This window comes from Pseudomonas sp. SH10-3B (assembly GCF_019891415.1).
Taxonomy (GTDB): Bacteria; Pseudomonadota; Gammaproteobacteria; order Pseudomonadales; family Pseudomonadaceae; genus Aquipseudomonas.
This window is the reverse complement of the sequence record NZ_JAFLXD010000006.1, coordinates 152,352-178,021: the sequence shown is the minus strand read 5'-3', so window position 1 is coordinate 178,021 and position 25,670 is coordinate 152,352. Positions and strand designations below refer to the sequence as shown.

Below are 25,670 nucleotides of genomic sequence, written 5' to 3'. Positions count from 1 at the left end.
ACGGTGGCCTAAGAAATTTCGCGCCGAAACGGCGGCAACGCATTCAGGATCGCCTTGCCATAACGCTGGGTAACCAGGCGGCGGTCGAGCAAGGTGATGGTGCCCCGGTCTTCCTCGGTACGCAGCAAGCGACCGCAGGCCTGCACCAGCTTCAACGAAGCATCCGGCACCGAGATTTCCATGAACGGATTACCGCCCCGCGCTTCGATCCATTCGGCCAATGCGGCCTCGACCGGGTCATCCGGCACCGAGAACGGGATCTTGGCGATCACCACGTGTTCGCAGTAGGCCCCGGGCAAGTCGACGCCTTCGGCAAAACTCGCCAGGCCGAACAGCACGCTGGAATCCCCGCCATCGACCCGCGCCTTGTGCTTGTTCAGGGTTTCCTGCTTGGACAGGTTGCCCTGGATAAACACCTGCTTGCGCCAGTCGCGGTCGAGGCCGTCGAACACGTCCTGCATCTGTTTGCGTGACGAGAACAGCACCAGGGTGCCGCGCGAACCTTCCACCAGGGAGGGCAAGTCACGAATGATCGCGGCAGTATGGGCCGGAGCGTCCCGAGGATCGGCCTTGAGGTCGGGCACCCGCAGCACACCGGCATCAGCGTGGTGGAATGGGCTCGGGACCACGGCGGTCACGGCTTTTTTCGGCAGGCCAGCACGCATGCGGAAGCGATCGAAGGTGCCCAAAGCGGTCAGCGTGGCGGAGGTCACCAGGCAGCCATACGCCACGTTCCACAGGTTGCGGCGGAGCATCTCGGCGGCAAGGATCGGGCTGGCGTTGACCTCGATATCAAACAGCGCGCCGCTTTCCGACAATGTCAGCCAGCGGGCCATGGGCGGGTTGTCTTCCGGGTCTTCGACGGTAAACGCCGTCCACAGCTCCCAGTTGCCCTGGGAACGGGACAACAGGCTGCCGAACAGCGGGTACCATTCCTCGGCCTGGTTGCTGGCGATGCCAATGTTGACCTCGCCGTCCATGCCTTCCTTGAGCAGGTCGGTCAGGCGGGTGAACAGGTCGGTGAGACGGGAAAAGCCTTTCTTCAGCTCAATGCCCATCTCGCGCATATGCTCGGGGATCATCCCACCGACAAAGCGGTGGCGCGGGCGCTCACGGCCTTCCACATCTTCGCCGGGCTTGAAGTCGGCCACCTGTTCACAGGCGCTGAACATGAACTGTTGCTGGGTCTTGATCTCCCGCGCCAGCTCCGGCACCTGTTCGATCAGTTTGCCCAAATCGCCGGGCAGCGGGTGCTGGGCGAGCAATTTGGTGAGGTTCTTCGCGGTGGTCTCCAGCCAGTCGGCGGTGGAGCGCAGGCGCGTGTAGTGGGCGAAGTGGCCGATAGCCTTGTCGGGCAGGTGGTGGCCTTCGTCGAATACATAGAGGGTGTCACGCGGGTCCGGCAGCACGGCGCCGCCGCCCAGGGCCAGATCGGCCAGGACCATGTCGTGGTTGGTGACGATCACATCGACCTTGCCCATGCCTTCGCGGGCCTTGTAGAAGGCGCACTGACCGAAGTTCGGGCAATGGCGGTTAGTGCACTGGCTGTGGTCGGTGGTCAGGCGTGCCCAGTCGGCATCTTCGAGGGCGGTGGGCCAGCTGTCGCGGTCGCCGTCCCATTTATTGCCGGCCAGCTTCTCGATCATGCTGGTGAACAGCTTCTGGCTGACCTCATCCACCTCGATCTTGAAGCCTTCTTCTTCGAACAGCGACGCCGTGGCGGTTTGCGCATGGCCTTCCTGCAGCAGCACATCGAGCTTGGACAGGCACATGTAGCGGCCACGACCCTTGGCCAGGGCGAAGGTGAAGTTCAGGCCGCTGTTGCGCATCAGATCGGGCAGGTCTTTGTAGACGATCTGCTCCTGCAGGGCGACAGTGGCGGTGGCGATCACCAGGCGCTTGCCGGCAGCCTTGGCGGTCGGGATCGCAGCCAGGCTGTAGGCCACGGTCTTGCCGGTACCGGTGCCGGCTTCGACGGCCACGACGGCGGGCTCACCTTCGCGGCGGCCTTCGTCGTCGGTGTCGATATCCCCGAGGACCTTGGCCACTTCGGCGATCATCAGGCGCTGGCCGTAGCGCGGTTTCAAGCTCTTGGCTTCGAGAAAACGCGTGTAGGCGCCCTGGATCGTGGTTTTGAGTTCAGTGCTGATCATGGATAGTCGGGCGCAAAAACGCTGGATAAATTTTCAGTGGTTCGGTTCGGCCGCTATCATACCCCGCTAATTAATCCCGCGCAGAACGGAGTACCACAATGACCGCGTTTAGCCTCGCTTACACCCTGCATGTATTGGCCGCACTGATCTGGGTCGGCGGTATGTTTTTCGCCTGGATGATCCTGCGCCCAGCCGCTGTGGCGGCCCTTGAGGGCCCTGCCCGACTCAAGTTGTGGGCAAATGTGTTTCAACGTTTTTTCGTGTGGGTCTGGGTAGCGGTGCTGGTTTTGCCGATCAGCGGTGTCGGCCTGCTGCAACTGCGCTTCAACGGGTTTGAAACCGCACCGCGTTATGTGCAGGTGATGATGGGCTTGTATCTGGTGATGACGGCGCTGTTTATCCGTATCCAGGCGTTGAAGTTTCCGCAACTGAAGGCGGCGGTGGCAGCAGAGGACTGGCCGGCGGGTGCCGCTGCGCTGGGACAGATTCGCAAGTTGGTAGGGATTAATCTGATCGTGGGGTTGCTGGTGGTGGCGATTGCTTCGGCTCGGCCGATGTTCTGAGCACAGTCACAAGCTGCAAGCTTGAAGCTTGCAGCTTGTGACTGCGGCTTTTTAGAGTCGCTGAATAGTCACGGTACCCGCAGGCCCAGCTGGCCCCGGCTGCCCTTCCAACCCTGGCCGGCCCTTCTCGCCACCATCGGCGCGGTACACCAGGCAGCCTTTGGACTCCCCGCCTTTGCCCGGTTTACCGGCCGTACCGGCCAAACCGCCAGCACCGCCATCCACCCAGACCTTGATGTGTTCAGCCGGGAAGTCCTTCGGCAACTCCACACGGACCTGCGCGCCCGCCCCACCCGGCAAGCCATCGCCGCCGTTATCGCCATTAAAACCGCGCCCCGCCGAACCCCAGGTGCACCCAGGATCCACGCCATTGGCACCATCCAGCCCGGCATACCCTTGGGCACCCGCGCCGCCACGGGCATCCACCGACAGTTCTTCAGCCGTCAGCGAGTTGATGCGCAAGGTCAGGTCACGCCCGGCCTTGGCCGGTTTTTCATGGGTGCCGGGGGCACCGCGCGAGGTGATCTGGCTGCCATGCTCAAGTTGCGCATGCCGCACCTGCAATTGCAGCGCCGTATTGCCAGGGACCACGGTGATGCGTGCGTCGCGGCCCAGGTGCAGCTCATCGACGGTGACCTGGCTGATGGTGGCCGGAATCAGCAAGGTGCCGTAGTCCGCCACCTCCAGGCGCTCCAGTTGCAACACACTGGTGCTGGAGGGAAGGCGCATCAATGAGTTGGTTTCAACACTGACGCTCTGGGCCAGGGCAACGGGGCTGACCAACAGGGCCAACAGAAAAACCTTACGCATCATGGGGCTCCTGAGTGTTTTCAAATTTTTCTTTGGACGCACAGTAACGACTTCTACAGGCGATTTGCCAGTGAAGGTTCAAAAAACTTGAGAGGGCTGCGATTTAAGCGAGGATTGCCGGCAATGCCCCTGTGGATCCCACAGGGGCAAGGGCTGTCAGCGGTTGATCTGGATTTCCGTACGACGGTTCAAGGCGCGGCCTTCAGCGGTCTTATTGTCGGCGACCGGATGGCTTTCGCCCGCACCGGTGACAGACACAAAGGCACTGCGAGGCACGCCGGCGCTGATCAGGTAATCGGTGACCGAATGCGCACGTTTTTCCGAGAGTTTCTGGTTGTAGGCGTCTTTACCGACGCTGTCGGTGTGGCCGCTGACCCGCAGTTGGGCGCTCGGCGCCTCTCGTTTCAGGCGCGTGGCAATGGTGTCGAGTTTGGTTTTATCCGCCGCCGTCAACTTGGCTGAGTCGAACTGGAAGTGCACATCGCGAATCACGATGGTTTCTTCCTTGACCACAACCACCTCCTCAACCACCGCCGCGGCTGGCGGCGCCGGTGGGCAACCGTTGGCGTCGACCTGTACGCCTTTCGGAGTACCCGGGCACTTATCGCGGCTGTCGGGCACGCCATCACCGTCTTCGTCGCCATCGCCATGTACCCAGCAATAGGCGCCGGCCATACCGCCGATCAACAGCGCGCCATAGCCCGCATAGGCTGAGCTTTCAGTCGCACCGATCGCCGCACCGGTCACACCGCCAACAGCGGCGCAGGTAGGCCAATCGGTTTTTTGCAAGCCTGCGCAACCTGTCAATACTCCGGTTAGCAGAACCAAGGGTAGAGCTGTCCGCATGATGCTCATCTGACTTTCTCCTGAGGGGATCGGCGGGGGCCGACGGGTGGAGTAAAGACCGCTCTTTTCAACTGTGCCACTACGCTACGCCCCCGTATTCATTGAGGATCGCCGCCGACGTCGGACTTTTCGCAGCCGCCCGCTCTAGGCCCGCACGCTCAGCCGCGCTAGTCTCTATGGTCCTGATGTGAGGATCTCTGATGACCGCTGGTATTTCTGCCCGTACACCCCAGCAAGCGCTGGCCGCCTTGCTCGATCTGCACCAGCCCAAACGCCTGTTGCTGTTGGGTGCCAGCCAGTTCCCGGCGCTGGACGCCTTTAAGGACGCACACCCTGACACCCAGGTGTTCTACGCTGCGCCAGGCCCCTTGCCGCAAGCACTGGCGGCCCAGCGTTTTGACCTGGCGCTGGTGGTCGATTGCCTGGAGCACCTGCCAAAACCCCAAGGCCTGACCTTGCTCGGCGGCATCCGCAACCTCAACGCCAGCCGCATTGCGGTGCTGGTGGACCTGGGCGCCTGCGGCTGGAAGGAAACCGACTTCTTCTCCCTGGCCCTGCAGGCCGGTGAGCGTTTCCAGCGCGACGAACAGGTCCTGACACTGTTTACCTACGATCTGCTTGACTATAAACAGGTGCCGGACTGGCTCAACGCCCGTTTCTGGGCCAACCCGGAAAACTTTGGAAAGTATTGGTGGTAAGCGGGTGAGTACATCGATTCCAAGCGCCCTACGCCGTTCGGACTTCATTAAGTAACTCAGGGTGACGATCGAGCAACTTGAGAAGTTTTATGAGTGCCAGCGGTGGCTTGGTTTTTCCATTCTCATAGCGAGAAAAGGCGTTGACCCCGCCACCGAATATCTCGGCGGCTTCCCGTTGGTCCAACGAAAGCTTCTTACGTACCGTAGCGATAAAGCCGGGGTCTACGAAATCCGCATTGACCCGTTTTGAGAAGGCGCGCATCGCCTTCATGACACGATCCGATTCAACCAAATCCAGGATCGATTCGGAGCAGGACGGGCAGAACTCACCCGTCACATTCGCAACCACAGTGGTTTCACCTTTGTAGGAATAGGGTATGTCGCGGGTGTCATGGACCAAGTCCGCAGCGCCGCAAACAGGGCATTTCATGTTCATAGCTCCTTGAAGGACACGATCAGTACGTCTTCGATAACCGTGAGTTTCAGATAGACCTTTCCCGCCTTCGTGTGTGGCCGGTACACGTCTTGCCATAGCGTGTGGTCGGCGTAGGTGGTCATGCTTTTGTAAAAGTCCGTTGGTTTAAGAGCCAGTATCACGGCCAGCATCTCGGAGAGGTTGAGGTTAAGAGCATCGGCGCCGATTCGTGCAGCATTCGTGGTGCGTACCTTCCCAGATTCGACTAGGGCCTTGACGTTGGTCAGCTTGCAGTGAGGCGCGTTTTTCTCCATGCAGAAATTAACCTAATGGGTTTTTATTTGGCAAGTAGGTTAATTCACCGATTCTTGCGGTAGACCCAATGGAACCTCAAGCGGCTCTGCGCGAGCCAGCCAGCCAGCCAGGAAGTGTCTCAACGAATGAATGCTCGCTCGGCTGTCCCTCGCACCCGCTGGCCGTCGAGTTCCGCTGCGATCCTCTGTAGTATCAGGTCATAAGCTGTCAACGGCTGCGTCTGTGGTAATACCAAGGCTTAGCTATTGTTACGTCTAACAGAACGTGTATTGGTGGTAACCCAATGAGTACATCCATTTGCCCCTGCGGCAGTGGCAACCTGCTGGATGCCTGCTGCGGCCATTATCACGCCGGGCACCCCGCCCCCTGCGCCAGCGCCCTGATGCGCTCACGCTACAGCGCTTATGTGCTGGGCCTGGTGGACTATCTGGTCGCCACTACGTTGCCCGCGCAACAGGCCGGCCTGGACCGTGAGGCCATCGGCGCCTGGAGCGCACAAAGCACCTGGCTGGGCCTGGAGGTTGAAAGTTCCGAGGTGTTCGGCGGCCAGCCGGAACATGCCTTCGTGACCTTCACCGCACGCTGGCATGACAGTACCGGCGAACATAGCCACCGCGAGCAGTCTTCTTTCGTACAGAATGAAGGGCGCTGGTACTTCATCGACCCCACCGTGGAAGTAAAAGCCGGACGCAACGATGCGTGCCTGTGCGGCAGTGGGCAGAAATTCAAGAAGTGTTGTTCCAGCTACCTCTAACCACCACAGGACTCACGCCATGCTTCGGATCTACAGCTTGATGCTGGCGTTAATCTTTGGCCTGACCGGATGCGCCTCCTGGTTCGAAGACGATTCGCCCCCGCCCCACGTCTCCCTGGTGAAAGTCGAAGTGGTGCGGGCCAAGCTGCTGGAGCAGAAATTCAAGCTGTACTTTCGCGTGGATAACCGCGACGACTCCGACCTGACCGTGCGCGGCCTGATCTACAAGGTCACCCTGGATGATTTTGTGCTGACCGAGGGCGAGTCGGATGAATGGCTCACCGTCCCGCCACGCGGCCATGCATTTTTCAAGGTGTCGGTGCGCACCAATCTCTGGCCGCAGATCCGCGATGTGGTGCAACTGCTGAAAAAACCCGACCAGCCCGTGCCGTATCGCCTGGAAGGTGAGCTGAAAACCGGATTATTCATCGGTTATGACGTGCAGGTGAACCACAATGGCGAGATAATCCCCGGCGATTTTATTCCGGAGCGACATCGATGACTCAGCAACCCCATGTCCATGGTCCTGACTGCAACCACGATCACGATCACCATGATCACGACCACGGCCATGTCCACGGCCCGAACTGCGGCCACGCTCACCAGGAGCCCGTGCGCAATGCGTTGAAGGACGTCGGCCGCAATGATCCTTGCCCATGCGGCAGCGAGAAGAAATTCAAGAAGTGCCACGGGGCGTAAATCGCGCTGAAGGCCCACGTGTGTGAGGGAGTTCGCTCCCTTCCACAGCTGCATCGCATTCCAAACCGAAAGCGTCTAAGGGTAGACGTAAATGTTTGATTGAATTTCCACCCTCCCACCTTTACCTATACCTACAGGCATTCGCTCAAGCATCACCACTTTTTTGGAGAGCTTCATGATCGACCTGTATTACTGGACCACTCCCAACGGTCACAAAGTATCGCTCTTCCTGGAAGAAGCCGGTCTGCCCTACAACGTGCACCCGATCAACATCGGCCAGGGCGATCAGTTCAAGCCGGACTTCCTGAAGATTGCTCCCAACAATCGCATCCCGGCCATCGTCGATCAGAACCCGAGCGACGGCGGCGCGCCGATCTCGCTGTTTGAATCCGGCGCGATCCTGCTGTACCTCGCGGAAAAAACCGGCCAGTTCATTCCAAAAGACCTGCGCGGTCGCCAGGAAGCGCTGCAATGGTTGTTCTGGCAAATGGGTGGGCTGGGGCCGATGGCGGGTCAGAACCATCATTTCAGCCAGTTCGCACCGGAGAAAATCCCCTACGCGATCAAGCGCTACGTAGATGAAACCGCCCGTCTATACGGGGTGCTGGATCGACGTTTGGCGGACCGTGCGTTCGTCGCGGGTGAGGACTACAGCATTGCCGATATGGCGATCTATCCGTGGATCGTTTCCCACAAGTGGCAGAGCCAGCGCCTGGAAGATTTCCCACACATTCAGCGCTGGTTCAATAGCATCAAGGAACGGCCAGCGACGGTTCGGGCGTATGAATTAGTCCAAAAGGTCAATCCGCCTAAATCCTGACCTGAAGTCGCACCGCCTCTCCCACATTTGATCTGCATAAGACTCAAGATCCAATGTTTTGCCAAAACTCCTGCTTGCGTCGTTTCACCGCGCTCACTAACGTAGCGCCTTTACTGACGCTACCCCCCGCAGGAGCTTTGCCATGGCCTCGCCAGCCCTCTCACATTTTCTTCCCCGGTTCGGCGTTGCCGCGGCAGTGGCCAGTGCGTTAAGCCTGGCCGGTTGCCAGCTCCAGAGCACCCAGGACACCCTGCCACCCGTTGCCGGCGTACAGCCGATCAAGGGCCTCGCACAGAATGTTTCGATACGCCGCAACGCCCAAGGCATGCCGCTGATCGAAAGCAACACCTTCCATGACGCGCTGTTCAGCCTCGGTTATGTACACGCCAGTGACCGCATCACCCAGATGGTCACCCTGCGCCTGCTGGCTCAGGGCCGCCTGGCGGAAATGTCCGGGCCTGAGGTGCTGGATGTGGACCGTTTCATGCGCGCGGTCAATCTGAAAAAAAGTGCCGGCGAGCTGTATAACGCCTCGTCGCCGCGCCTTAAGCGCTTCTTTGAAGTGTATGCCCGTGGCGTCAACGCCTACCTGTTCCGCTACCGCGACAAGTTGCCGCCGGACCTGGCCCAGACCGGCTACAAGCCGGAATACTGGAAGCCGGAAGATTCGGCGCTGCTGTTCTGCCTGCTGAATTTCAGCGAGTCGGCCAACCTGCAGGAAGAGCTTGCTTCGCTGCTGCTGGCGCAAAAGGTCGGGGTGGACAAACTCGCCTGGCTGACGCCGAGCGCGCCGGATGAGCCGATCCCCCTGGCCGAAGCCGAGAAACTCAAAGGCGTGAACCTGGGCCAGATCACCGGCCTCGCCGGGCTTGACGCGGTCAGCCAGCAATTGAGCAGCCTCAACTCGCTGGCCGTGACCACGTCGAGCAACTGGGCCATCGGCCCGCAACGCAGCCGCAGCGGCAAAAGCCTGCTGGCCGGCGACCTCGCCGCCCAGCCACAAGCGCCGTCGCCGTGGAGCTACGTGCAGATCCGTGCACCGAAATACCAGGCCGTTGGCGCTTCGATTGCCGGCCTGCCGACCCTGTTGTCCGGTTTCAACGGTAACGTGGCCTGGAGCATGAGCACGGTCAAGGGCGATACCCAGGACCTGTTCCTGGAAAAGGTCAAACGCCAAGGCAGTGCGTTGTACTACGAGAACAACGGAAAATGGCTACCCGCAGCGGTGCGTAACGAAACCTTCTTCGTCAAAGGCCAACGCTCGATTCGCGAAGTGGTTTACGAAACCCGCCACGGCGCCCTGCTCAACAGCAGCCAGGCGCTGACCACCGGCTTGGGCCTGGCCCTGCAAACCGCCGACTTCAAGGATGACAAGAGCCTCGACGCGTTCTTCGACCTCTCCCGCGCGCAAAACGCCGGCAAGGCCTCGGACGCGACCCGCAACATCCGCGCCATTGCCTTGAACATGGTCTTCGCCGACGCCAGCAGCATTGGCTGGCAGGTTACCGGCCGCTTCCCCAACCGCCGCGAAGGCGAAGGCCTGCTGCCGTCGCCGGGCTGGGATACGCGTTTTGACTGGGACGGTTACGCCGACGCGATGCTGCACCCCTATGACCAGGACCCGGCCCAAGGCTGGATCGGCACCGCCAACCAACGCACCGCACCGCGTGGCTACGGCATGCAACTGTCCAACTCCTGGGATGCACCGGAGCGCAGCGAGCGCCTGGCGCAACTGGCCAATGCGGGCAAGCACGACAGCCGCAGCATGATCGCCATGCAGTACGACCAGACCACCACCTTCGCCGCCAAGCTCAAGACCATGTTCCAGGCGCCGGGCATGGCCCAGCCATTGAGGCAGGCGATTGATGCGTTGCCGGCGCCCGAGCAGGCCAAGGCACGGGAAGCACTGAAGCGCCTGATGGCGTTCGATGGGCGCCTGGTGTCGACCTCCGCCGACGCGGCGCTCTACGAGCTGTTCCTGCAGGAAAGCACCCGGCAGATCTTCCTCGACGAGCTGGGCCCGGAAAACAGCGCCAGCTGGAAAGCCTTTGTCAGCAACGCCAACCTGTCCTATGCCGCCCAGGCCGATCACCTGCTGGGCCGCGAAGACAGCCCATTCTGGGACGACGTGCGCACCGCACAAAAAGAAGACAAACCCGCCATCCTCGCCCGCAGCCTCGCCGCCGCGATCACCGCCGGCGACAGCCAACTGGGCGCCGACCACAAAGCCTGGCAGTGGGGCAAGTTGCACAGCACCACTTGGAAAAACACCAGCGGCCAAGTGATTCGCGGCCCACTGGCGTCCGGTGGCGACCACAACACCTTGAACCCGGCACCGTACAGCTGGGGCCAGGATTTCAACACCACCCAGGTGCCGGCACTGCGCATGATCGTCGACTTCGGCCAGGTGGAGCCGATGATGGGCCAGGGCGGCATCGGCCAATCCGGCAACCCGGCCAGCCCGAACTACGCCAATGGCATCGACCCGTCGCTCAAAGCGCAATACCTGAGCTTCCCGATGCAGCCGCAGAACTTCGAGAAGGTGTATGGCAAGGCCAGGTTGACCCTGACCCCAGGCAAGTGACATGGCTTCCACCTGACGAAACCGGATTCAAATGTGGAAGGGGGCTTGGTCAGTTAAGCGTACATCGCCTCCTGTAGGAGCGAGCTTGCTCGCGAAAAACGTCAACGATAACGCGTGCTTCCTGAATGAACGCGGCGCCTGTGAGTTTTTCGCGAGCAAGCTCGCTCCTACAAAAAGCCATAACTAGGGCTTGCCCCCTCCCACATTTGGCCCACATGCATTCAGATAGAACTTCTGCGCTCGCCCCCGCCTCATACCTGATAAGCCCATCGCCCCGGTCACCCCATGGACCTTGTCATCGCCCGGCCGGAAGGCCTCTACTGCCCCGCCGGAGATTTCTACATCGATCCCTGGCGCCCGGTGGAACGCTCGGTCATCACCCACGCCCACGGCGACCACGCCCGCACCGGTAACCAGCACTACCTGGCCGCCGCCCCCGGCGAAGGCATCCTGCGCTCGCGCCTGGGCCAGGACATCAACCTGCAAACCCTGGCCTACGGCGAAAAACTCGTCCACCACGGCGTGACCCTGAGCTTTCACCCAGCCGGGCACGTACTCGGCTCGGCCCAAGTGCGCCTGGAATACCAGGGCGAAGTCTGGGTGGCGTCCGGTGACTACAAAGTGGAACCCGACGGCACCTGCGCGCCTTTCGAACCGGTGCGTTGCCATACCTTTATCACCGAATCCACCTTCGGCCTGCCGATCTACCGCTGGCAGCCCCAGGCGCAGATCTTTGCCGGGATCAACGACTGGTGGCAGGCCAATATCGCCGCCGGAAAAGCCAGCGTATTGTTCTGTTACTCCTTCGGCAAAGCCCAGCGCATCCTGCATGGCATCGACGCCAGCATCGGTCCTATCCTCAGCCACGGCGCCGTCGAGCCGTTGAACCGGGTGTACCGCGAGGCCGGCATCTACATCCCCGAAACCCTCTACGCCGGTGATTTCAAAAAGACCGACGCGCTGCTGCGCCAGGCCCTGATCATCGCCCCGCCGTCCGCTGGTGGCAGCAGTTGGATCAAGCGCTTCGGCGATTACAGCGACGCCTTCGCCAGTGGCTGGATGCGCCTGCGCGGCACCCGGCGGCGGCGTGGGGTGGACCGAGGTTTCGTGCTGTCGGACCATGCCGACTGGCCCGGGCTGCTGTGGGCCATTGAGCAAACCGGTGCCGAGCGGGTGATGGTCACCCACGGTTCTGTCGGCGTATTGGTGCGCCATCTGCGGGAAAAAGGCCTGGATGCCCAGGGCTTCACCACTGAATACGGCGATGACGAAGAAGAGGCCACGGCATGAAAGCTTTCGCCGAGCTGTACGCCAACCTCGACGCCACTACCTCCAGTAATGCCAAGCTCGCGGCCCTGCAAGCCTACTTCCTGCAAGCGCCCCCGGAAGACGCCGCCTGGGCGGTGTATTTCCTGTCTGGCGGGCGCCCCCGGCAATTGGTGCCCACGCGCCTGCTGCGAGACATGGCCACCGAAGCGTCCGGCATCGAGCCGTGGCTGTTCGAAGAAAGCTACCAGTCTGTAGGCGACCTGGCCGAGACGATTTCCCTGCTCCTGCCGGAATCCACCTACACCTCCGAGGACGGCCTGGCCGTATGGCTGGAAGAAAAACTCCTGCCGCTGCGTGGCCTGTCGCCCCTGGACCTGGCCGAACGGTTGCCGGCGTTATGGGCGCAACTGGACCAGCCGAGCCTGATGGTGTGCATCAAGTTGATCACCGGCAGCTTTCGCGTCGGCGTGTCCAAATTGCTGGTCACCCGCGCGCTCGCGACCATGGCCGATCTCGACAGCAAGCGTGTGGCCCAGCGGCTGGTGGGCTACACCGATTTGTCCAACCGACCGACAGCCGAAGGCTACCTCAAGCTGATCGCTGCCGAATCATCCGACGAACATGCGCAACGGGGTGGACAGCCTTATCCGTTTTTTCTGGCCCACGGGTTGTCGCAGCCGGTGGAGCAGTTCGACGCGTTGCTCGGCGCCCCCGAAGACTGGCAGGTGGAATGGAAGTGGGACGGCATTCGCGCGCAACTGGTCAAGCGCGAAGGCCGGCTGTGGGTCTGGTCGCGGGGCGAAGAGCTGGTGACCGAACGTTTTCCCGAACTGCACAGCCTGGTCAGTGGCCTGCCCGATGGCACGGTGATCGATGGCGAGATCGTGGTCTGGAAAGACGCGGTGCAACCCTTTGCCCTGCTGCAACAACGAATCGGCCGCAAGACCTTGAGCAAAAAGGTGCTCGACGAGGCACCGGTCGCCGTACTGGCCTACGACCTGCTGGAACATCAGGGCGACGACTGGCGTAACCGCACCCTGGCTGAACGCCGCGCGCAGCTTGAACAGGTTATCGCCCAGTGCAACCAACCTGTGCTTCTGCCCTCGCCACTGCTGACGGGCGCGACCTGGCAGGCGTTGGCCGAACAACGCGAAGCGTCTCGCAGCCTCGGCGTGGAAGGCATGATGATCAAGAATCGCCAAGGCCTCTACGGCGTGGGCCGCACCAAGGACATGGGCCTGTGGTGGAAGTGGAAAGTCGACCCCTTCAGTGTCGATGCGGTATTGATCTATGCCCAGCGCGGCCATGGTCGGCGCGCCAGCCTGTACAGCGACTACACCTTTGCCGTGTGGGATGGCCCGCCCGGCAGCGAACGTACGCTGGTGCCCTTCGCCAAGGCCTATTCGGGGCTGACCGATGAGGAAATGCGCAAGGTCGACGCCATCGTACGCAAGACCACCGTGGAGAAATTCGGTCCGGTGAGCAGCGTGACGCCCAGCATGGTGTTTGAGTTGGGGTTTGAAGGCATTGCGCTGTCCAAGCGACACAAGAGCGGGATTGCGGTGCGGTTCCCACGGATGTTGCGTTGGCGCCAGGACAAGGCGGTGGATGAGGCGGATAACCTTGCCACCCTGCAGGACTTACTGGCCTGACACAGAACACCGGCCCTCCCACAACTGGATCTGCAAATGTTCCGAAATGGTGCGCTCAATTTTCAGTGCCCACTTTCGGGCATCTCCTACACTCAGGACTCCCTTGTCCCACCTTTTAAAACGCTCATTCGGAACTATGGTGCAGAAATTGCTACTTGTGATCCGTCTGACACCGTTCAGTAACAGTCCTAAACGCGCCACAAGCGCTTATCTTGGTTTCCAGGGATTAAATAATGAAAAAAGCATTGCTGACCCTTTCTGCACTGGCTCTGTGCATGGCCGCAGGTACCGCGCTGGCCAAGGAATACAAGGAACTGCGTTTTGGTGTCGATCCGTCCTACGCGCCGTTCGAATCCAAGGCGGCCGACGGCAGCCTGGTGGGCTTCGATATCGACCTGGGCAATGCGATCTGCGCCGAACTGAAAGTGAAGTGCAAGTGGGTCGAAAGTGACTTTGACGGCATGATTCCAGGCCTCAAAGCCAACAAGTTCGACGGTGTGATTTCGTCCATGACCGTGACCCCGGTGCGTGAAAAGGCCATCGACTTCTCCAGCGAACTGTTCTCCGGCCCGACCTCGCTGGTGTTCAAGAAAGGCGCGGGTTACTCGACGCCAGAATCCCTCAAGGGTAAATCCGTGGGTTATGAGCAAGGCACCATCCAGGAAGCCTACGCCAAGGCTGTACTGGATAAAGCCGGTGTGACCACCAAGGCCTACGCCAACCAGGACCAGGTTTACGCTGACCTGACTTCCGGGCGTCTCGACGCTTCCGTGCAGGACATGCTGCAAGCCGAACTGGGCTTCTTGAAGTCCCCGGCCGGTGCCGGCTATGAAGTCAGCGCCGCCATCGATGACCCATTGCTACCATCGAAAACCGCCATCGGTATCAAAAAAGGTAACACTGAACTGAAGGCCCTTTTGGATAAAGGTATCAAAGCGTTACACGATGATGGCACCTACGCCACCATCCAGAAGAAACACTTTGGCGATCTGAACCTGTACAGCGGCAAATAATGCCTGGGGCGCCCCTCCTGTGGGGGGGCGCTTTTTTATCGCCATAGGTCCTGATTTATGTTCGAAGAACTGTTGCAAACCCTCGGGCTGAGCGCACTCAGCTTGAAGGGTTTCGGCCCGTTGTTGCTGCAAGGCACCTGGATGACCATCAAGTTGTCGGTGCTGTCCCTGGCCGTCAGCGTATTGCTGGGCCTGCTCGGCGCCAGCGCCAAGCTCTCCAGCCTGCCCTTCCTGCGCATCCCCGCCCAGCTCTACACCACCCTGATTCGCGGTGTACCTGACCTGGTGCTGATGCTGCTGATTTTCTACAGCCTGCAAACCTGGCTCACCGGCCTGACCGACTTCATGGAATGGGAATACATCGAGATCGACCCATTCAGCGCCGGGGTGATCACCCTGGGCTTTATCTACGGTGCTTATTTCACCGAGACGTTTCGCGGCGCGATCCTCGCCGTCCCCCGTGGCCAGTTGGAAGCCGCCACGGCCTATGGCCTCAAGCGCGGGCAACGCTTTCGCTACGTGACCTTCCCGCAGATGATGCGCTTTGCCCTGCCGGGTATCGGCAACAACTGGATGGTGATGCTCAAGGCCACGGCCCTGGTGTCGATCATCGGTCTGGCGGACCTGGTCAAGGCCGCCCAGGATGCCGGCAAAAGCACCTACCAACTGTTCTATTTCCTGGTGCTCGCTGCGCTGATCTACCTGTTGATCACCAGCGCGTCCAACTTTGTTCTGCGTCGTCTTGAACGTCGCTACTCCGCAGGCTCACGGGAGGCGGTGCGATGATCGAACTCTTGCAGGAATACTGGCGCCCTTTCCTTTATAGCGACGGCCAGCACATCACCGGCCTGGCCATGACCCTGTGGTTGCTCAGCGCCGCCCTGGTCATCGGCTTTGTGGTCTCGATCCCGCTGTCCATCGCCCGTGTATCGCGCAACCCGCTGGTACGCTGGCCGGTGCAGTTCTACACCTACCTGTTCCGTGGCACGCCGCTCTATATCCAGTTGCTGATCTGCTACACCGGCATCTACAGCATTGCCGCCGTGCGTGAACAACCGGTGTTGGATGCGTTCTTTCGCGATGCGATGAACTGCACGATCCTGGCCTTCGCGCTCAACACCTGCGCCTACACCACGGAGATTTTCGCCGGGTCCATCCGCAGCATGGCTCACGGCGAAGTCGAGGCAGCCAAGGCCTATGGTTTAAGCGGCTGGAAGTTGTACGCCTACGTGATCATGCCGTCGGCGTTGCGCCGCTCGCTGCCCTACTACAGCAACGAAGTGATCTTGATGCTGCACTCGACCACGGTAGCGTTTACCGCGACGATTCCAGACATCCTCAAGGTGGCGCGGGACGCCAACTCGGCCACGTTCATGACGTTTCAATCATTCGGCATCGCCGCGCTGATCTACCTGACCGTGACCTTCGCCCTGGTCGGTCTGTTTCGTCTGGCAGAGCGCCGCTGGCTGGCGTTTCTCGGACCAAGCCATTAAGGAGCCTCCATGCGTCATCAGGTACACGATCTGATCGCGCCGGTGCCAGGCACGGCGCGGCAGATTCACAGTTTTCACTTCGGTCCCGAGCGGGCCGCAGGCAAGGTCTATATCCAGTCGTCGCTGCATGCCGATGAACTGCCGGGCATGCTGGTGGCCTGGCACTTGAAGGTGCGCCTGGCTGAGCTGGCAGCCGCCGGGCGCCTGCGCGCCGAGATCGTGCTGGTGCCCATCGCCAACCCAGTGGGCCTGGAACAGGTGTTGATGGATATCCCCCTGGGCCGCTACGAGCTGGAAAGCGGGCAGAACTTCAATCGCCTGTTTGTCGACCTCAGCGAAACCGTCGGCAATCAGGTCGAAGACTTGCTCGGCGATGCCCCACTGCACAACGTCGACCTGATCCGCGCTGCCTTGATCCGCGCCCTGGCCGCGCAAACCGCCGAGACCCAGTTGCAATCCCAACGCCTGGTGCTGCAAAGCCTGGCCTGCGACGCCGACATGGTGTTGGACCTGCATTGCGACTTCGAAGCCGTGGCGCACCTGTACACCACGCCCGAAGCCTGGCCGAAGGTGGAACCGCTGGCACGCTATATCGGCTCGGAGGCCAACCTGCTGGCAACAGACTCCGGCGGGCAATCCTTCGATGAGTGTTTCACCTTGGTGTGGTGGCAGTTACAGCAACGTTTCGGCGAACGCTTCCCGATCCCCATGGGCAGCTTTTCGGTGACCGTCGAGTTGCGCGGCCAGGGCGACGTCAACCATGGATTGGCCGCCCTCGACTGCCAGGCAATCATCGACTACCTGATCCACTTCGGCGCGATTGCCGGCGACGTAGCACCGCTGCCGGCGCTGACCTACCCCGCTACGCCGCTGGCGGGCGTCGAACCGGTGGCTACACCGGTGGGCGGCTTGCTGGTGTTCAACGCCCTGCCCGGTGAATACCTGGAAGCCGGGCAGCTGATCGCCGAAATCATCGACCCCATTACCGACCGCGTAACGCCTGTGCACTGCCAGAAGGCCGGCCTGCTTTACGCGCGTTCGCTGCGCCGCATGGCCACTGCCGGGATGGTCATCGGCCATGTCGCCGGCACCGAGGCCTACCGCAGCGGCTATCTACTTTCGCCTTGAGGATGCATGCCCCATGTACAAATTGACCGTTGAAGGCCTGCATAAAAGCTATGGCGACAATGAGGTGCTCAAAGGTGTCTCGCTCAAGGCCAAGACCGGTGACGTGATCAGCCTGATCGGCGCCAGCGGCTCGGGCAAGAGCACCTTTTTGCGCTGCATCAACTTCCTGGAAACCCCCAACGACGGAGCCATGACCCTCGACGGCCAGCCGATCCGCATGGTCAGCGACCGCCACGGCATGCGCGTGGCCGACGATGCCGAACTGCAGCGCCTGCGCACACGGCTGGCGATGGTGTTCCAGCACTTCAACCTATGGAGCCATATGAGCGTGCTGGAAAACATCACCATGGCCCCACGCCGGGTGCTGGGTTGCAGCAAGAAGGACGCCGAAGACCGCGCCCGCCGCTACCTGGACAAGGTGGGTTTACCGGCACGCGTAGCGGACCAATACCCGGCGTTTCTCTCCGGTGGCCAGCAGCAACGGGTGGCCATCGCCCGCGCCTTGGCCATGGAACCGGAAGTGATGCTGTTCGATGAACCCACCTCGGCCCTCGACCCGGAGTTGGTGGGTGAAGTGTTGAAGGTGATTCAGGGCCTGGCCGAGGAAGGCCGCACCATGATCATGGTCACCCACGAGATGAGCTTTGCGCGCAAGGTATCCAGCCAGGTGTTGTTCCTGCACAAGGGCTTGGTGGAAGAACAAGGCGCACCTGAGGATGTACTCGGCAATCCGAAGAGCGAGCGCCTGCAACAGTTCCTGAGCGGCAATTTGAAGTAAACCTTTGCGACGCCTGGAGGGTCTGTGCAATAGGCCCTCCAGAGCGTTCGCTGCCGCATGGCAAAACCCCTCGACTTCGCCAAACAGTGGTTTGCCGCCAAAGGCTGGAAGCCGTTCGCCTTCCAGAAAGACGTCTGGACTGCGGTCAAGGACGGCCAATCTGGTTTGCTGCACGCCAGCACCGGTGCCGGCAAAACCTACGCCCTGTGGTTTGCCGCCCTCAATCGTTTCGCGATCACCCGCCAGCCCGCCACCGGTAAACGCAAACCGCCGGCTGAGCCACTGACCGTGCTGTGGATCACGCCCATGCGTGCGTTGGCCGCTGACACCGCACGCGCCCTCGAAGCACCGCTCGAGGCCTTGCAGATTCCCTGGAGCGTCGGCCTGCGCACCGGCGATACCAGCAGCAGCGAGCGTGCCCGGCAAACCCGACGCCAGCCCACCGCGCTGGTCACCACCCCGGAAAGCCTGACCCTGATGCTCGCCCGCGCCGACAGCGAAACGAGTCTGGCGCACCTGCGCATGGTGGTGGTGGATGAATGGCATGAACTGATCGGCAACAAGCGCGGCGTGCAATTGCAACTGGCGTTGGCGCGGCTGCGACGCTGGCATCCCGAACTGATGGTGTGGGGCATTTCGGCCACCCTTGGTAACCAGTCCCACGCCTTGGAGGTGCTGGTCCCACAAGGAAACGGGATCAATGTGCAGGGGCAAACGGCCAAGCAACTGAAGGTCGACACCTTGCTGCCGCCCGTCGCCGAGCGGTTTCCGTGGGCCGGGCATATCGGCTTGAAGATGCTGCCGCAGGTGGTAGCCGAGGTCGACGCCAGCAGCAGTTGCCTGGTGTTTACCAACACGCGGGCGCAGTCGGAAATCTGGTATCAGGCATTGCTCGATGCCCGACCCGATTGGGCCGGGGTGATTGCCCTGCACCATGGTTCGCTGTCCCGCGAGACCCGCGACTGGGTGGAGCGGGCGTTGAAAGACGGTCAGCTCAAGGCAGTGGTATGCACCTCCAGCCTGGACCTGGGGGTGGATTTTCTGCCGGTGGAGCGCGTGCTGCAAATCGGCTCGGCCAAAGGTGTGGCACGCCTGATGCAACGCGCCGGGCGCTCGGGGCATGCACCCGGACGACCGTCGCGGGTGACTCTGGTGCCGACCCACAGCCTGGAACTGGTGGAAGCCGCTGCGGCCCAGGACGCCATTGCAGAGCGGCGTATCGAAGCCCGCGAATCGCCCCACAAGCCATTGGATGTGCTCGTACAACATTTGGTGAGCATGGCCCTCGGCGGTGGCTTTACGCCGCAGGCGCTGCTGGCGGAGGTGCGTGGCGCCTGGGCCTATCGTGATCTTACCGGCACCGATTGGGACTGGGCCCTAGGCTTTGTACGCCACGGTGGCTTGTCGCTGAGCGCTTACCCGGATTACCGCCGCGTCGAGCCAGACGAGCACGGCATCTGGCGCGTCCCCGATGCCCGGCTTGCGCGCCGCCATCGGATGAGCGTGGGCACCATCGTCAGCGATGCCAGCATCCAGCTGAAATTCTGGAGTAAGGGCGGCGGCGGCAGGAACCTGGGCAGTGTTGAGGAAGGTTTTATCGCACGGCTCAAGCCGGGTGATGGGTTCTTGTTTGCCGGGCGGTTGCTGGAGTTGGTGCGGGTGGAAAACATGACCGCCTATGTGCGCCGCAGCAGCGCGAAAAAAGCCGCCGTGCCGCGCTGGAATGGCGGGCGCATGCCCCTTTCCAACGAGTTGGCCCAAGCCGTGGTGGAGCGCTTCGATGCGGCGGCGCAGGGGCGCTACGAGGGCCCGGAAATGCAGGCCGTGCAACCGCTGTTGCAGACGCAACTGCGCTGGTCCGGCTTGCCGACGCGCGCGCACTTGTTGGCCGAAGCCTTGAAATCGCGGGAGGGCTGGCACCTGTTCCTCTACCCGTTTGCCGGCCGCCAGGTGCACCTGGGGTTGGCGAGTCTGTTGGCGTGGCGGGTCAGCCAGCAGCAGCCTGTGACGTTCTCGATTGCCGTCAACGATTACGGCTTGGAATTGCTCAGCGCCACCGAGGTGGATTGGCCACGCTTACTGAATAAGGCGCTACTGAGCCCGAAGCAGTTGCTGGCAGACGTGGCAGCCAGCCTCAACGCCGGAGAGCTGGCCCTGCGCCGCTTTCGTGAGATTGCGCGGATCGCCGGGCTGGTGTTTGCCGGATACCCTGGCGCGCCAAAAAGCACGCGCCAGGTGCAGGCATCCAGCGGGTTGTTCTTTGAGGTGTTCAAGCAATATGACCCGCAGAACCTGTTGCTGACCCAGGCAGGGGAAGAAGTCCTGCGCGACGAATTGGATATTCGTCGGCTGGAAGAGACTTTACTTCGCCTCTCGGCGCTGACACTGGACTTGCATGTGATCGAACGTCCTACGCCCCTGGCCTTCCCGCTGCTGGTGGAACGGATGCGCGAAAGTATGAGTTCGGAAAAACTCTCGGAACGCATTGCGCGGATGGTCAAGGACTTGGAAAAAGTCGCTGATAACGGGAAACGCTGATGGTCTGCTCAGTGACGATTGAGGGCGAAGAGCTGTGGCTGCTGGCGGATAAGGCAGTCTACTGGCCCGCGCGCCAGTGCCTGCTGATCGCCGATGCACACTTTGGCAAGGCATCGGCCTATCGCAGCCTGGGCCAGCCGGTACCGCAAGGCACCACCACCGAAAACCTGCAGCGCCTGGATCGGCTGTTGGCAGCCGTACCGTGCGCCCAGGTGATCTTTCTCGGCGACTTCCTCCACGGGCCCGGTTCCCATGCCAGCGGCACCCTCAACGCCTTGAGGGCTTGGCGAGCGCGCCATTGCGACCTGTCGATGACCTTGATTCGCGGTAATCACGATAAACGCGCGGGCGACCCACCGGCTGACTTGAGGATCGAAGTGGTTCCGGAGCCACTGCTGATGGGCCCTTTCGCCCTGCAACACGAACCGCATGCCCATGCCAGCCACCATGTGCTGGCGGGGCATGTGCACCCCGTGTATCGCTTGCGCGGCAAGGGCCGGCAGAGCCTGCGCCTGCCGTGCTTTCAGCTCGGCACGCGCGTCAGTCTGCTGCCGGCGTTTGGGGCGTTTACCGGGGGGTATGCAGTCGATCAGGACAATGAACGCCGAATCTTCGTCATCGGCGATCACCAGGTGTGGCAGGTGGGCTGACCGGCCTTGCGGGTATCAGGCGACCGGCGCGGGAGGTGGCTCGTCCGGCAGGGTTGGCTCACCGGGTTCGGTGGGCTGCTGCGGCCAATCTTCATCGGGCTGGCCGGGGATGCCGCCCGCATAGGCGGGATCGGCCATCAGGGACCAGGCCAGAACGCCAATCTGGTTGGGTTCAAGCCGGGCAAGTTCTGCGCTGATTCGCGGGTCAATCTTCATAGGGCACTCCTCAAGCGTGGCTCGGCGCGTTTTGCACGCACCGAGGCAGTACACCCAATAGAGTCACTTTCTGCGGACTAATTCCCTTTACGCGTAGGACCTTTCGATCAAGCGCGTGGAAGGGTGACGCCACGCTGGCCCTGGTACTTGCCGGCGCGGTCTTTGTAGGACACTTCACAGGCCTCGTCAGACTGCAGGAACAGCATCTGCGCCACGCCTTCGTTGGCGTAGATTTTCGCAGGCAGGGTGGTGGTGTTGGAGAACTCCAGGGTCACGTGGCCTTCCCACTCAGGCTCAAGCGGCGTCACGTTGACGATAATGCCGCAGCGCGCGTAAGTGCTTTTACCCAGGCAGATAGTCAGCACGTCGCGGGGGATGCGGAAGAATTCCACGGTGCGTGCCAGAGCAAAGGAGTTTGGCGGGATAATGCACACGTCGCTTTTCACGTCGACGAAGCTCTTTTCGTCGAAGTTCTTCGGATCGACAATTGCCGAGTTGATGTTGGTGAACACCTTGAATTCATCGGCGCAACGCACATCGTAGCCATAGCTGGAAACGCCGTACGAGATCACGCGGTCATCGCCTTCGCCACGAATCTGGCGCTCAACGAACGGTTCGATCATGCCGTGCTCTTGCGCCATGCGGCGAATCCACTTGTCCGATTTGATGCTCATGGCGGGTGTCCTGAATAGCGAGGTGGAAAAATTCTGTGTGGCATCTTACCGGGGCCGGCGTTGGGGTTCAAAGGGCGTGGGTCTTTTCTTGATGAATGCGCCGGCTGCTATAAGGCGCAGCCAGCGGGGCCGGGCTCCGTATTGCCGCAACCGGTGTCTGTAAATACCACCGCCAGTCACGAAAATAGAGAAACCTTCGGAAATACCATTGGCACGTCCCGGAAAAAGGGTTAAGGTGGCGCCACTGTGCTGCTTGTGTCACTGAGAATCTCTACACGATATGTTGAATTTCGATCCAACCATCTCCAAGAATTTTTCCTGCTCTTTGCACTCAGTCTCGGCCAGGGCTTTTCCTGAGTCGCAGTTAACTTTGTCCAAGGAGATACACCATGTCTAATCGCCAAACTGGTACCGTTAAGTGGTTCAACGATGAAAAAGGCTTCGGCTTCATCACTCCACAATCCGGTGACGACCTGTTCGTTCACTTCAAAGCTATCCAATCCGACGGCTTCAAAAGCCTGAAAGAAGGCCAACAGGTTTCTTTCATCGCTACCCGCGGTCAGAAAGGCATGCAAGCTGAAGAAGTTCAAGTTATCTAACTTGTACTGACTTAGTCGAAAAGACCCCGCCCTTAAAAGCGGGGTTTTTTTATGCCTGGAATTTGGGCATGCATGAATAAAATGCAACGCGCAAAAAAATGTGGGAGGGGGCTTGCCCCCGGTGGTAGTAGTTCAGTCACTGGATGTATCGACTGACCCACCGCCATCGGGGGGGCAAGCCCCCTCCCACCTTCAAGCATTCAAGCTGTGTCGTTATTGAAACAACGACTCACTCGACAAGCCATTCTTCTCCAGGATCTCGCGCAAGCGCTTGAGGCCTTCCACCTGGATCTGCCGCACCCGCTCACGGGTCAGGCCGATCTCCAGGCCTACATCCTCCAGCGTGCTGCTCTCATGGCCACGCAGGCCGAAGCGGCGAATCACCACCTCACGCTGCTTGTCCGTGAGCTCCGACAGCCACTGGTCAATGCTTTGGGAAAGATCATCGTCCTGCAGCAGCTCGCAAGGATCGGTAGGACGATCATCCGTCAGGGTGTCCAGCAGGGTTTTATCCGAATCCGGACCCAGCGAGACGTCGACCGAAGACACACGCTCGTTAAGACCAAGCATACGCTTGACCTCCCCTACCGGTTTTTCCAGCAGGTTGGCGATTTCTTCGGGCGAGGGTTCATGATCGAGTTTTTGAGTGAGCTCACGTGCAGCCCGCAGGTAGACGTTGAGCTCCTTGACCACATGGATCGGCAACCGGATCGTGCGGGTCTGATTCATGATCGCCCGTTCGATAGTCTGGCGAATCCACCAGGTGGCATAGGTAGAGAAGCGGAAGCCGCGCTCAGGGTCGAACTTCTCCACCGCCCGGATCAAGCCCAGGTTGCCCTCCTCGATCAAGTCCAACAGGGACAGCCCACGATTGACGTAGCGTCGGGCGATTTTCACCACCAGGCGCAGGTTGCTTTCAATCATGCGCTTGCGCCCAGCCGGATCGCCCTTTTGCGACAATCGCGCAAAATGGACTTCTTCTTCGGGAGTCAGCAGAGGGGAAAAGCCGATTTCATTGAGGTACAGCTGGGTCGCATCGAGCGCCCGCGTGTAATCAATGTATTTGTGTTGCTTTAACGCAGTGGAGTTCTTGGATTTGGTGCGAACTGAAGGTGTTGCAGGTCCCTCATTCGACATCGATTCCATAGCGATACCGGTCTCCATAAGGAGAACCTCATCGTCGATGTCAAACTCCGGCGCTTCTTTACTGAGAGCCATTGTTATAGTCCTTTGGTGAGTTCGACCTCAAGCTCAAGCGACGCCTTTATCCTTGGCAGCGCTGGAGCCTGTTCCTTCTACGTGAGGAACAGGCTGTGCAACACATCAACGACGGGGTAGGAATTGCAGTGGATCTACAGGCTTCCCTTGACGGCGAATCTCAAAGTGCAGTTTCACCCGGTCTGTACCAGTTGACCCCATTTCGGCAATTGTCTGTCCGACTTTGACCTGCTGCCCCTCCCGAACCAACAGCCTACGGTTGTGGCCGTAAGCACTGACGTAGGTATCGCTGTGTTTGATGATGACCAGCTCGCCGTAGCCCCGTAAACCACTCCCGGCGTACACCACCGTCCCATCAGACGCAGCCAAAACAGGCTGTCCCAAATCCCCGGCGATATCAATGCCTTTATTCAAACTACCGTTTGAAGAGAATTTTCCAATCAATACTCCGTTTGAGGGCCATCCCCAGCCGGTCGGAGCCGGCCCAGCAGGTGGCAACGGCGCGGGTGCCGGCTTGTTCGTGACACTCGGCGAAGCCGTACCCGCAGGCCGGGTAATGATGGTGGTTTTGCTCGAAGACGACGGCGAAGATCCGGTGTTTGTCACAACTGCCGTAGGAACAGTCCCGGTACGACCGTCAAAGCGAATCGTCTGACCCGGATGTATGGTGTAAGGCACAGGAATGTTGTTACGGGCTGCGAGCGCTTTGTAGTCCCAGCCATAACGGAAGGCGATCGAGAACAGCGTGTCGCCTTTTCGCACCACATATTGCCCGGTGGTCACCGTCGGCTTTTGCGGCGCGGCGTTATTGCGGTCAACGACCCGCGCACCGCTGCTTGGCGAGCTGGAACACCCTACCAGAAGGGAACCAAAGACAAGGCCAAGCACCAGTCGCTGAAAACTTGTTTTACTCATACGCTGCGCAAGACCTGTGAGACTCACCCGCCGCTCCCTTTGTGGTGGCTGAACATGAACGCCTGTATCAGGCTTGAAATATGACGCAAGTATAACTGGGCATTGAAGTTTTACCGGCAAACGACTGAAACGAATCATTCAGCACGTTTAATCGATCTGCCCGGCATGTTGATTTGATAGACCCCGCCGTAAGACACATCCACACCAACAGAATTCACTGCCCGCAAAAAATGATCAGGCCAGCGGGCCGTTGAGCAACGGAACAAAGCGTACGGCCCCCAGTACATGGCGGGAAAAACCGTCTTCCTCACGGACAATAAGCATCAATTGTTGCACTTCACCGGAGCCCACCGGGATGACCAGGCGCCCGCCCGGGGCCAACTGGTCGAGCAACGCTTGCGGAACATCAGTGGCCACGGCAGTGACGATAATTCCGTTGTAAGGCGCCAGTGCCGGCCAACCTTCCCAGCCATCACCCCAGCGGAATACCACGTTGCGCAGGTTCAGCTCCACCAGGCGCTCCTTGGCGCGATCCTGCAGCACCTTGATGCGCTCCACCGAGAACACCCGCTCCACCAGTTGCGACAGCACGGCCGTCTGGTAGCCGGAACCGGTGCCGATCTCCAGCACCTTGTCCAGCGGGCCCGCCGCCAACAGCAGCTCGCTCATGCGCGCAACCATGTAAGGCTGGGAGATGGTCTGGTTATGGCCGATGGGCAATGCCGTGTCTTCATAGGCGCGATGGGCCAGGGCCTCATCGACAAACAGATGGCGAGGCGTACGCCGGATCACTTCCAACACCTGGGCGTTGGAAAGGCCCTCTTCGTATAGGCGCTGGATCAAACGCTCACGGGTGCGCTGGGACGTCAT

The 25,670-nt window shown here is 60.6% G+C and carries 27 protein-coding genes; 17 read left to right on the top strand and 10 right to left on the bottom strand.

Going from position 1 to position 25,670, the window contains the following annotated elements; all coding sequences use genetic code 11:
• Nucleotides 1-8 precede the first annotated feature (8 nt).
• Nucleotides 9-2,153: an ATP-dependent DNA helicase DinG gene (gene dinG / locus J1G35_RS07355; RefSeq protein WP_027604440.1), complete on the bottom strand. Its 2,145-nt coding sequence runs from the start codon at nucleotides 2,151-2,153 to the stop codon at nucleotides 9-11.
• Between the two features lie 98 nt (nucleotides 2,154-2,251).
• Between dinG and J1G35_RS07350 the strand changes: the two genes are divergently transcribed.
• Nucleotides 2,252-2,716, top strand: coding sequence for a CopD family protein (locus J1G35_RS07350; RefSeq protein ID WP_053137147.1), 465 nt, complete (start codon nucleotides 2,252-2,254; stop codon nucleotides 2,714-2,716).
• A gap of 51 nt (nucleotides 2,717-2,767) precedes the next feature.
• On the opposite strand, the gene J1G35_RS07345 is transcribed toward J1G35_RS07350, so the two are convergent.
• Nucleotides 2,768-3,526 carry a hypothetical protein gene (locus J1G35_RS07345; protein WP_053137150.1) on the bottom strand — a complete coding sequence of 253 codons (759 nt, stop codon included), beginning with the start codon at nucleotides 3,524-3,526 and terminating at the stop codon, nucleotides 2,768-2,770.
• Nucleotides 3,527-3,682: 156 nt separating this feature from the next.
• Nucleotides 3,683-4,381: an OmpA family protein gene (locus J1G35_RS07340; protein ID WP_053137153.1), complete on the bottom strand. Its 699-nt coding sequence runs from the start codon at nucleotides 4,379-4,381 to the stop codon at nucleotides 3,683-3,685.
• Between the two features lie 191 nt (nucleotides 4,382-4,572).
• Between J1G35_RS07340 and J1G35_RS07335 the strand changes: the two genes are divergently transcribed.
• Entirely contained in the window at nucleotides 4,573-5,070 is a 498-nt protein-coding gene (locus J1G35_RS07335; RefSeq protein WP_223014286.1) for a DUF6231 family protein, read from the top strand.
• A gap of 28 nt (nucleotides 5,071-5,098) precedes the next feature.
• Here J1G35_RS07335 and J1G35_RS07330 read toward each other — a convergent pair whose 3' ends face one another.
• Both J1G35_RS07330 and J1G35_RS07325 read right to left on the bottom strand, forming a co-directional pair.
• Nucleotides 5,099-5,500, bottom strand: coding sequence for a type II toxin-antitoxin system MqsA family antitoxin (locus J1G35_RS07330; RefSeq protein WP_053137156.1), 402 nt, complete (start codon nucleotides 5,498-5,500; stop codon nucleotides 5,099-5,101).
• Nucleotides 5,501-5,502: 2 nt separating this feature from the next.
• Complete coding sequence (locus tag J1G35_RS07325) at nucleotides 5,503-5,799, bottom strand: type II toxin-antitoxin system MqsR family toxin (protein ID WP_053137159.1); 297 nt, start codon at nucleotides 5,797-5,799, stop codon at nucleotides 5,503-5,505.
• Between the two features lie 284 nt (nucleotides 5,800-6,083).
• Between J1G35_RS07325 and J1G35_RS07320 the strand changes: the two genes are divergently transcribed.
• The 14 genes from J1G35_RS07320 to pdeM all read left to right on the top strand — a co-directional run bounded on the left by J1G35_RS07320 (nucleotide 6,084) and on the right by pdeM (nucleotide 21,178).
• Nucleotides 6,084-6,554, top strand: coding sequence for a YchJ family protein (locus J1G35_RS07320; RefSeq protein ID WP_053137162.1), 471 nt, complete (start codon nucleotides 6,084-6,086; stop codon nucleotides 6,552-6,554).
• Nucleotides 6,555-6,573: 19 nt separating this feature from the next.
• On the top strand, nucleotides 6,574-7,056 hold the full coding sequence (locus tag J1G35_RS07315; protein ID WP_053137165.1) for an LEA type 2 family protein: 483 nt from the start codon (nucleotides 6,574-6,576) through the stop codon (nucleotides 7,054-7,056).
• Nucleotides 7,053-7,253, top strand: a complete 201-nt coding sequence (locus J1G35_RS07310; protein WP_003189235.1) for an SEC-C metal-binding domain-containing protein — start codon at nucleotides 7,053-7,055, stop codon at nucleotides 7,251-7,253. The genes J1G35_RS07315 and J1G35_RS07310 overlap by 4 nt, the downstream gene beginning before the upstream one ends.
• A 175-nt stretch (nucleotides 7,254-7,428) precedes the next feature.
• Complete coding sequence (locus tag J1G35_RS07305; protein ID WP_223014284.1) at nucleotides 7,429-8,073, top strand: glutathione S-transferase N-terminal domain-containing protein; 645 nt, start codon at nucleotides 7,429-7,431, stop codon at nucleotides 8,071-8,073.
• A gap of 142 nt (nucleotides 8,074-8,215) precedes the next feature.
• Nucleotides 8,216-10,657, top strand: coding sequence for a penicillin acylase family protein (locus J1G35_RS07300; RefSeq protein WP_223014282.1), 2,442 nt, complete (start codon nucleotides 8,216-8,218; stop codon nucleotides 10,655-10,657).
• Nucleotides 10,658-10,942: 285 nt separating this feature from the next.
• Nucleotides 10,943-11,947 (top strand): ligase-associated DNA damage response exonuclease, encoded by a 1,005-nt coding sequence (locus tag J1G35_RS07295; protein ID WP_223014280.1) that lies wholly within the window; start codon nucleotides 10,943-10,945, stop codon nucleotides 11,945-11,947.
• Nucleotides 11,944-13,578 (top strand): ATP-dependent DNA ligase, encoded by a 1,635-nt coding sequence (locus J1G35_RS07290; RefSeq protein ID WP_223014278.1) that lies wholly within the window; start codon nucleotides 11,944-11,946, stop codon nucleotides 13,576-13,578. The genes J1G35_RS07295 and J1G35_RS07290 overlap by 4 nt, the downstream gene beginning before the upstream one ends.
• A 233-nt stretch (nucleotides 13,579-13,811) precedes the next feature.
• The gene (locus J1G35_RS07285) at nucleotides 13,812-14,591 is read left to right on the top strand and encodes a transporter substrate-binding domain-containing protein (protein ID WP_027604451.1); all 780 of its coding nucleotides are present in this window, start codon (nucleotides 13,812-13,814) and stop codon (nucleotides 14,589-14,591) included.
• 57 nt (nucleotides 14,592-14,648) lie between these two features.
• Nucleotides 14,649-15,377 carry an ABC transporter permease gene (locus tag J1G35_RS07280; protein WP_053137181.1) on the top strand — a complete coding sequence of 243 codons (729 nt, stop codon included), beginning with the start codon at nucleotides 14,649-14,651 and terminating at the stop codon, nucleotides 15,375-15,377.
• Nucleotides 15,374-16,084, top strand: a complete 711-nt coding sequence (locus tag J1G35_RS07275; RefSeq protein WP_053137183.1) for an ABC transporter permease — start codon at nucleotides 15,374-15,376, stop codon at nucleotides 16,082-16,084. Before J1G35_RS07280 ends, J1G35_RS07275 begins: the two co-directional genes overlap by 4 nt.
• Nucleotides 16,085-16,093: 9 nt before the next feature.
• On the top strand, nucleotides 16,094-17,212 hold the full coding sequence (locus J1G35_RS07270) for a succinylglutamate desuccinylase/aspartoacylase family protein (protein ID WP_223014276.1): 1,119 nt from the start codon (nucleotides 16,094-16,096) through the stop codon (nucleotides 17,210-17,212).
• Between the two features lie 13 nt (nucleotides 17,213-17,225).
• Nucleotides 17,226-17,990 carry an ATP-binding cassette domain-containing protein gene (locus J1G35_RS07265; protein WP_012722621.1) on the top strand — a complete coding sequence of 255 codons (765 nt, stop codon included), beginning with the start codon at nucleotides 17,226-17,228 and terminating at the stop codon, nucleotides 17,988-17,990.
• A 57-nt stretch (nucleotides 17,991-18,047) separates the two neighbouring features.
• Complete coding sequence (locus J1G35_RS07260; protein ID WP_223014274.1) at nucleotides 18,048-20,528, top strand: ligase-associated DNA damage response DEXH box helicase; 2,481 nt, start codon at nucleotides 18,048-18,050, stop codon at nucleotides 20,526-20,528.
• Entirely contained in the window at nucleotides 20,528-21,178 is a 651-nt protein-coding gene (pdeM, locus tag J1G35_RS07255) for a ligase-associated DNA damage response endonuclease PdeM (protein ID WP_053137192.1), read from the top strand. The genes J1G35_RS07260 and pdeM overlap by 1 nt, the downstream gene beginning before the upstream one ends.
• A gap of 15 nt (nucleotides 21,179-21,193) precedes the next feature.
• On the opposite strand, the gene J1G35_RS07250 is transcribed toward pdeM, so the two are convergent.
• Both J1G35_RS07250 and dcd read right to left on the bottom strand, forming a co-directional pair.
• Nucleotides 21,194-21,394 (bottom strand): hypothetical protein, encoded by a 201-nt coding sequence (locus J1G35_RS07250; RefSeq protein ID WP_027604457.1) that lies wholly within the window; start codon nucleotides 21,392-21,394, stop codon nucleotides 21,194-21,196.
• 107 nt (nucleotides 21,395-21,501) lie between these two features.
• Nucleotides 21,502-22,068 (bottom strand): dCTP deaminase, encoded by a 567-nt coding sequence (gene dcd / locus J1G35_RS07245; protein ID WP_003172320.1) that lies wholly within the window; start codon nucleotides 22,066-22,068, stop codon nucleotides 21,502-21,504.
• Nucleotides 22,069-22,457: 389 nt separating this feature from the next.
• Here dcd and J1G35_RS07240 point away from each other — a divergent pair, with 389 nt between their 5' ends.
• On the top strand, nucleotides 22,458-22,667 hold the full coding sequence (locus J1G35_RS07240; RefSeq protein WP_002554837.1) for a cold-shock protein: 210 nt from the start codon (nucleotides 22,458-22,460) through the stop codon (nucleotides 22,665-22,667).
• Between the two features lie 213 nt (nucleotides 22,668-22,880).
• Here the strand turns inward: J1G35_RS07240 and rpoS are convergent, their stop codons facing one another.
• From rpoS to J1G35_RS07225, 3 genes are all read right to left on the bottom strand, one after another.
• Complete coding sequence (gene rpoS / locus J1G35_RS07235; protein WP_032891629.1) at nucleotides 22,881-23,885, bottom strand: RNA polymerase sigma factor RpoS; 1,005 nt, start codon at nucleotides 23,883-23,885, stop codon at nucleotides 22,881-22,883.
• A gap of 105 nt (nucleotides 23,886-23,990) precedes the next feature.
• Nucleotides 23,991-24,827, bottom strand: a complete 837-nt coding sequence (locus tag J1G35_RS07230; RefSeq protein ID WP_223014334.1) for a peptidoglycan DD-metalloendopeptidase family protein — start codon at nucleotides 24,825-24,827, stop codon at nucleotides 23,991-23,993.
• A gap of 207 nt (nucleotides 24,828-25,034) precedes the next feature.
• Entirely contained in the window at nucleotides 25,035-25,670 is a 636-nt protein-coding gene (locus tag J1G35_RS07225; RefSeq protein WP_172681516.1) for a protein-L-isoaspartate(D-aspartate) O-methyltransferase, read from the bottom strand.

Coding starts and splice junctions, on each gene's coding strand:
- dinG (WP_027604440.1), bottom strand. CDS start 2,153: ATGATCAGCACTGAACTCAAAACCACGATCCAGGGCGCCTACACGCGT.
- J1G35_RS07350 (WP_053137147.1), top strand. CDS start 2,252: ATGACCGCGTTTAGCCTCGCTTACACCCTGCATGTATTGGCCGCACTG.
- J1G35_RS07345 (WP_053137150.1), bottom strand. CDS start 3,526: ATGCGTAAGGTTTTTCTGTTGGCCCTGTTGGTCAGCCCCGTTGCCCTG.
- J1G35_RS07340 (WP_053137153.1), bottom strand. CDS start 4,381: ATGAGCATCATGCGGACAGCTCTACCCTTGGTTCTGCTAACCGGAGTA.
- J1G35_RS07335 (WP_223014286.1), top strand. CDS start 4,573: ATGACCGCTGGTATTTCTGCCCGTACACCCCAGCAAGCGCTGGCCGCC.
- J1G35_RS07330 (WP_053137156.1), bottom strand. CDS start 5,500: ATGAAATGCCCTGTTTGCGGCGCTGCGGACTTGGTCCATGACACCCGC.
- J1G35_RS07325 (WP_053137159.1), bottom strand. CDS start 5,799: ATGGAGAAAAACGCGCCTCACTGCAAGCTGACCAACGTCAAGGCCCTA.
- J1G35_RS07320 (WP_053137162.1), top strand. CDS start 6,084: ATGAGTACATCCATTTGCCCCTGCGGCAGTGGCAACCTGCTGGATGCC.
- J1G35_RS07315 (WP_053137165.1), top strand. CDS start 6,574: ATGCTTCGGATCTACAGCTTGATGCTGGCGTTAATCTTTGGCCTGACC.
- J1G35_RS07310 (WP_003189235.1), top strand. CDS start 7,053: ATGACTCAGCAACCCCATGTCCATGGTCCTGACTGCAACCACGATCAC.
- J1G35_RS07305 (WP_223014284.1), top strand. CDS start 7,429: ATGATCGACCTGTATTACTGGACCACTCCCAACGGTCACAAAGTATCG.
- J1G35_RS07300 (WP_223014282.1), top strand. CDS start 8,216: ATGGCCTCGCCAGCCCTCTCACATTTTCTTCCCCGGTTCGGCGTTGCC.
- J1G35_RS07295 (WP_223014280.1), top strand. CDS start 10,943: ATGGACCTTGTCATCGCCCGGCCGGAAGGCCTCTACTGCCCCGCCGGA.
- J1G35_RS07290 (WP_223014278.1), top strand. CDS start 11,944: ATGAAAGCTTTCGCCGAGCTGTACGCCAACCTCGACGCCACTACCTCC.
- J1G35_RS07285 (WP_027604451.1), top strand. CDS start 13,812: ATGAAAAAAGCATTGCTGACCCTTTCTGCACTGGCTCTGTGCATGGCC.
- J1G35_RS07280 (WP_053137181.1), top strand. CDS start 14,649: ATGTTCGAAGAACTGTTGCAAACCCTCGGGCTGAGCGCACTCAGCTTG.
- J1G35_RS07275 (WP_053137183.1), top strand. CDS start 15,374: ATGATCGAACTCTTGCAGGAATACTGGCGCCCTTTCCTTTATAGCGAC.
- J1G35_RS07270 (WP_223014276.1), top strand. CDS start 16,094: ATGCGTCATCAGGTACACGATCTGATCGCGCCGGTGCCAGGCACGGCG.
- J1G35_RS07265 (WP_012722621.1), top strand. CDS start 17,226: ATGTACAAATTGACCGTTGAAGGCCTGCATAAAAGCTATGGCGACAAT.
- J1G35_RS07260 (WP_223014274.1), top strand. CDS start 18,048: ATGGCAAAACCCCTCGACTTCGCCAAACAGTGGTTTGCCGCCAAAGGC.
- pdeM (WP_053137192.1), top strand. CDS start 20,528: ATGGTCTGCTCAGTGACGATTGAGGGCGAAGAGCTGTGGCTGCTGGCG.
- J1G35_RS07250 (WP_027604457.1), bottom strand. CDS start 21,394: ATGAAGATTGACCCGCGAATCAGCGCAGAACTTGCCCGGCTTGAACCC.
- dcd (WP_003172320.1), bottom strand. CDS start 22,068: ATGAGCATCAAATCGGACAAGTGGATTCGCCGCATGGCGCAAGAGCAC.
- J1G35_RS07240 (WP_002554837.1), top strand. CDS start 22,458: ATGTCTAATCGCCAAACTGGTACCGTTAAGTGGTTCAACGATGAAAAA.
- rpoS (WP_032891629.1), bottom strand. CDS start 23,885: ATGGCTCTCAGTAAAGAAGCGCCGGAGTTTGACATCGACGATGAGGTT.
- J1G35_RS07225 (WP_172681516.1), bottom strand. CDS start 25,670: ATGACGTCCCAGCGCACCCGTGAGCGTTTGATCCAGCGCCTATACGAA.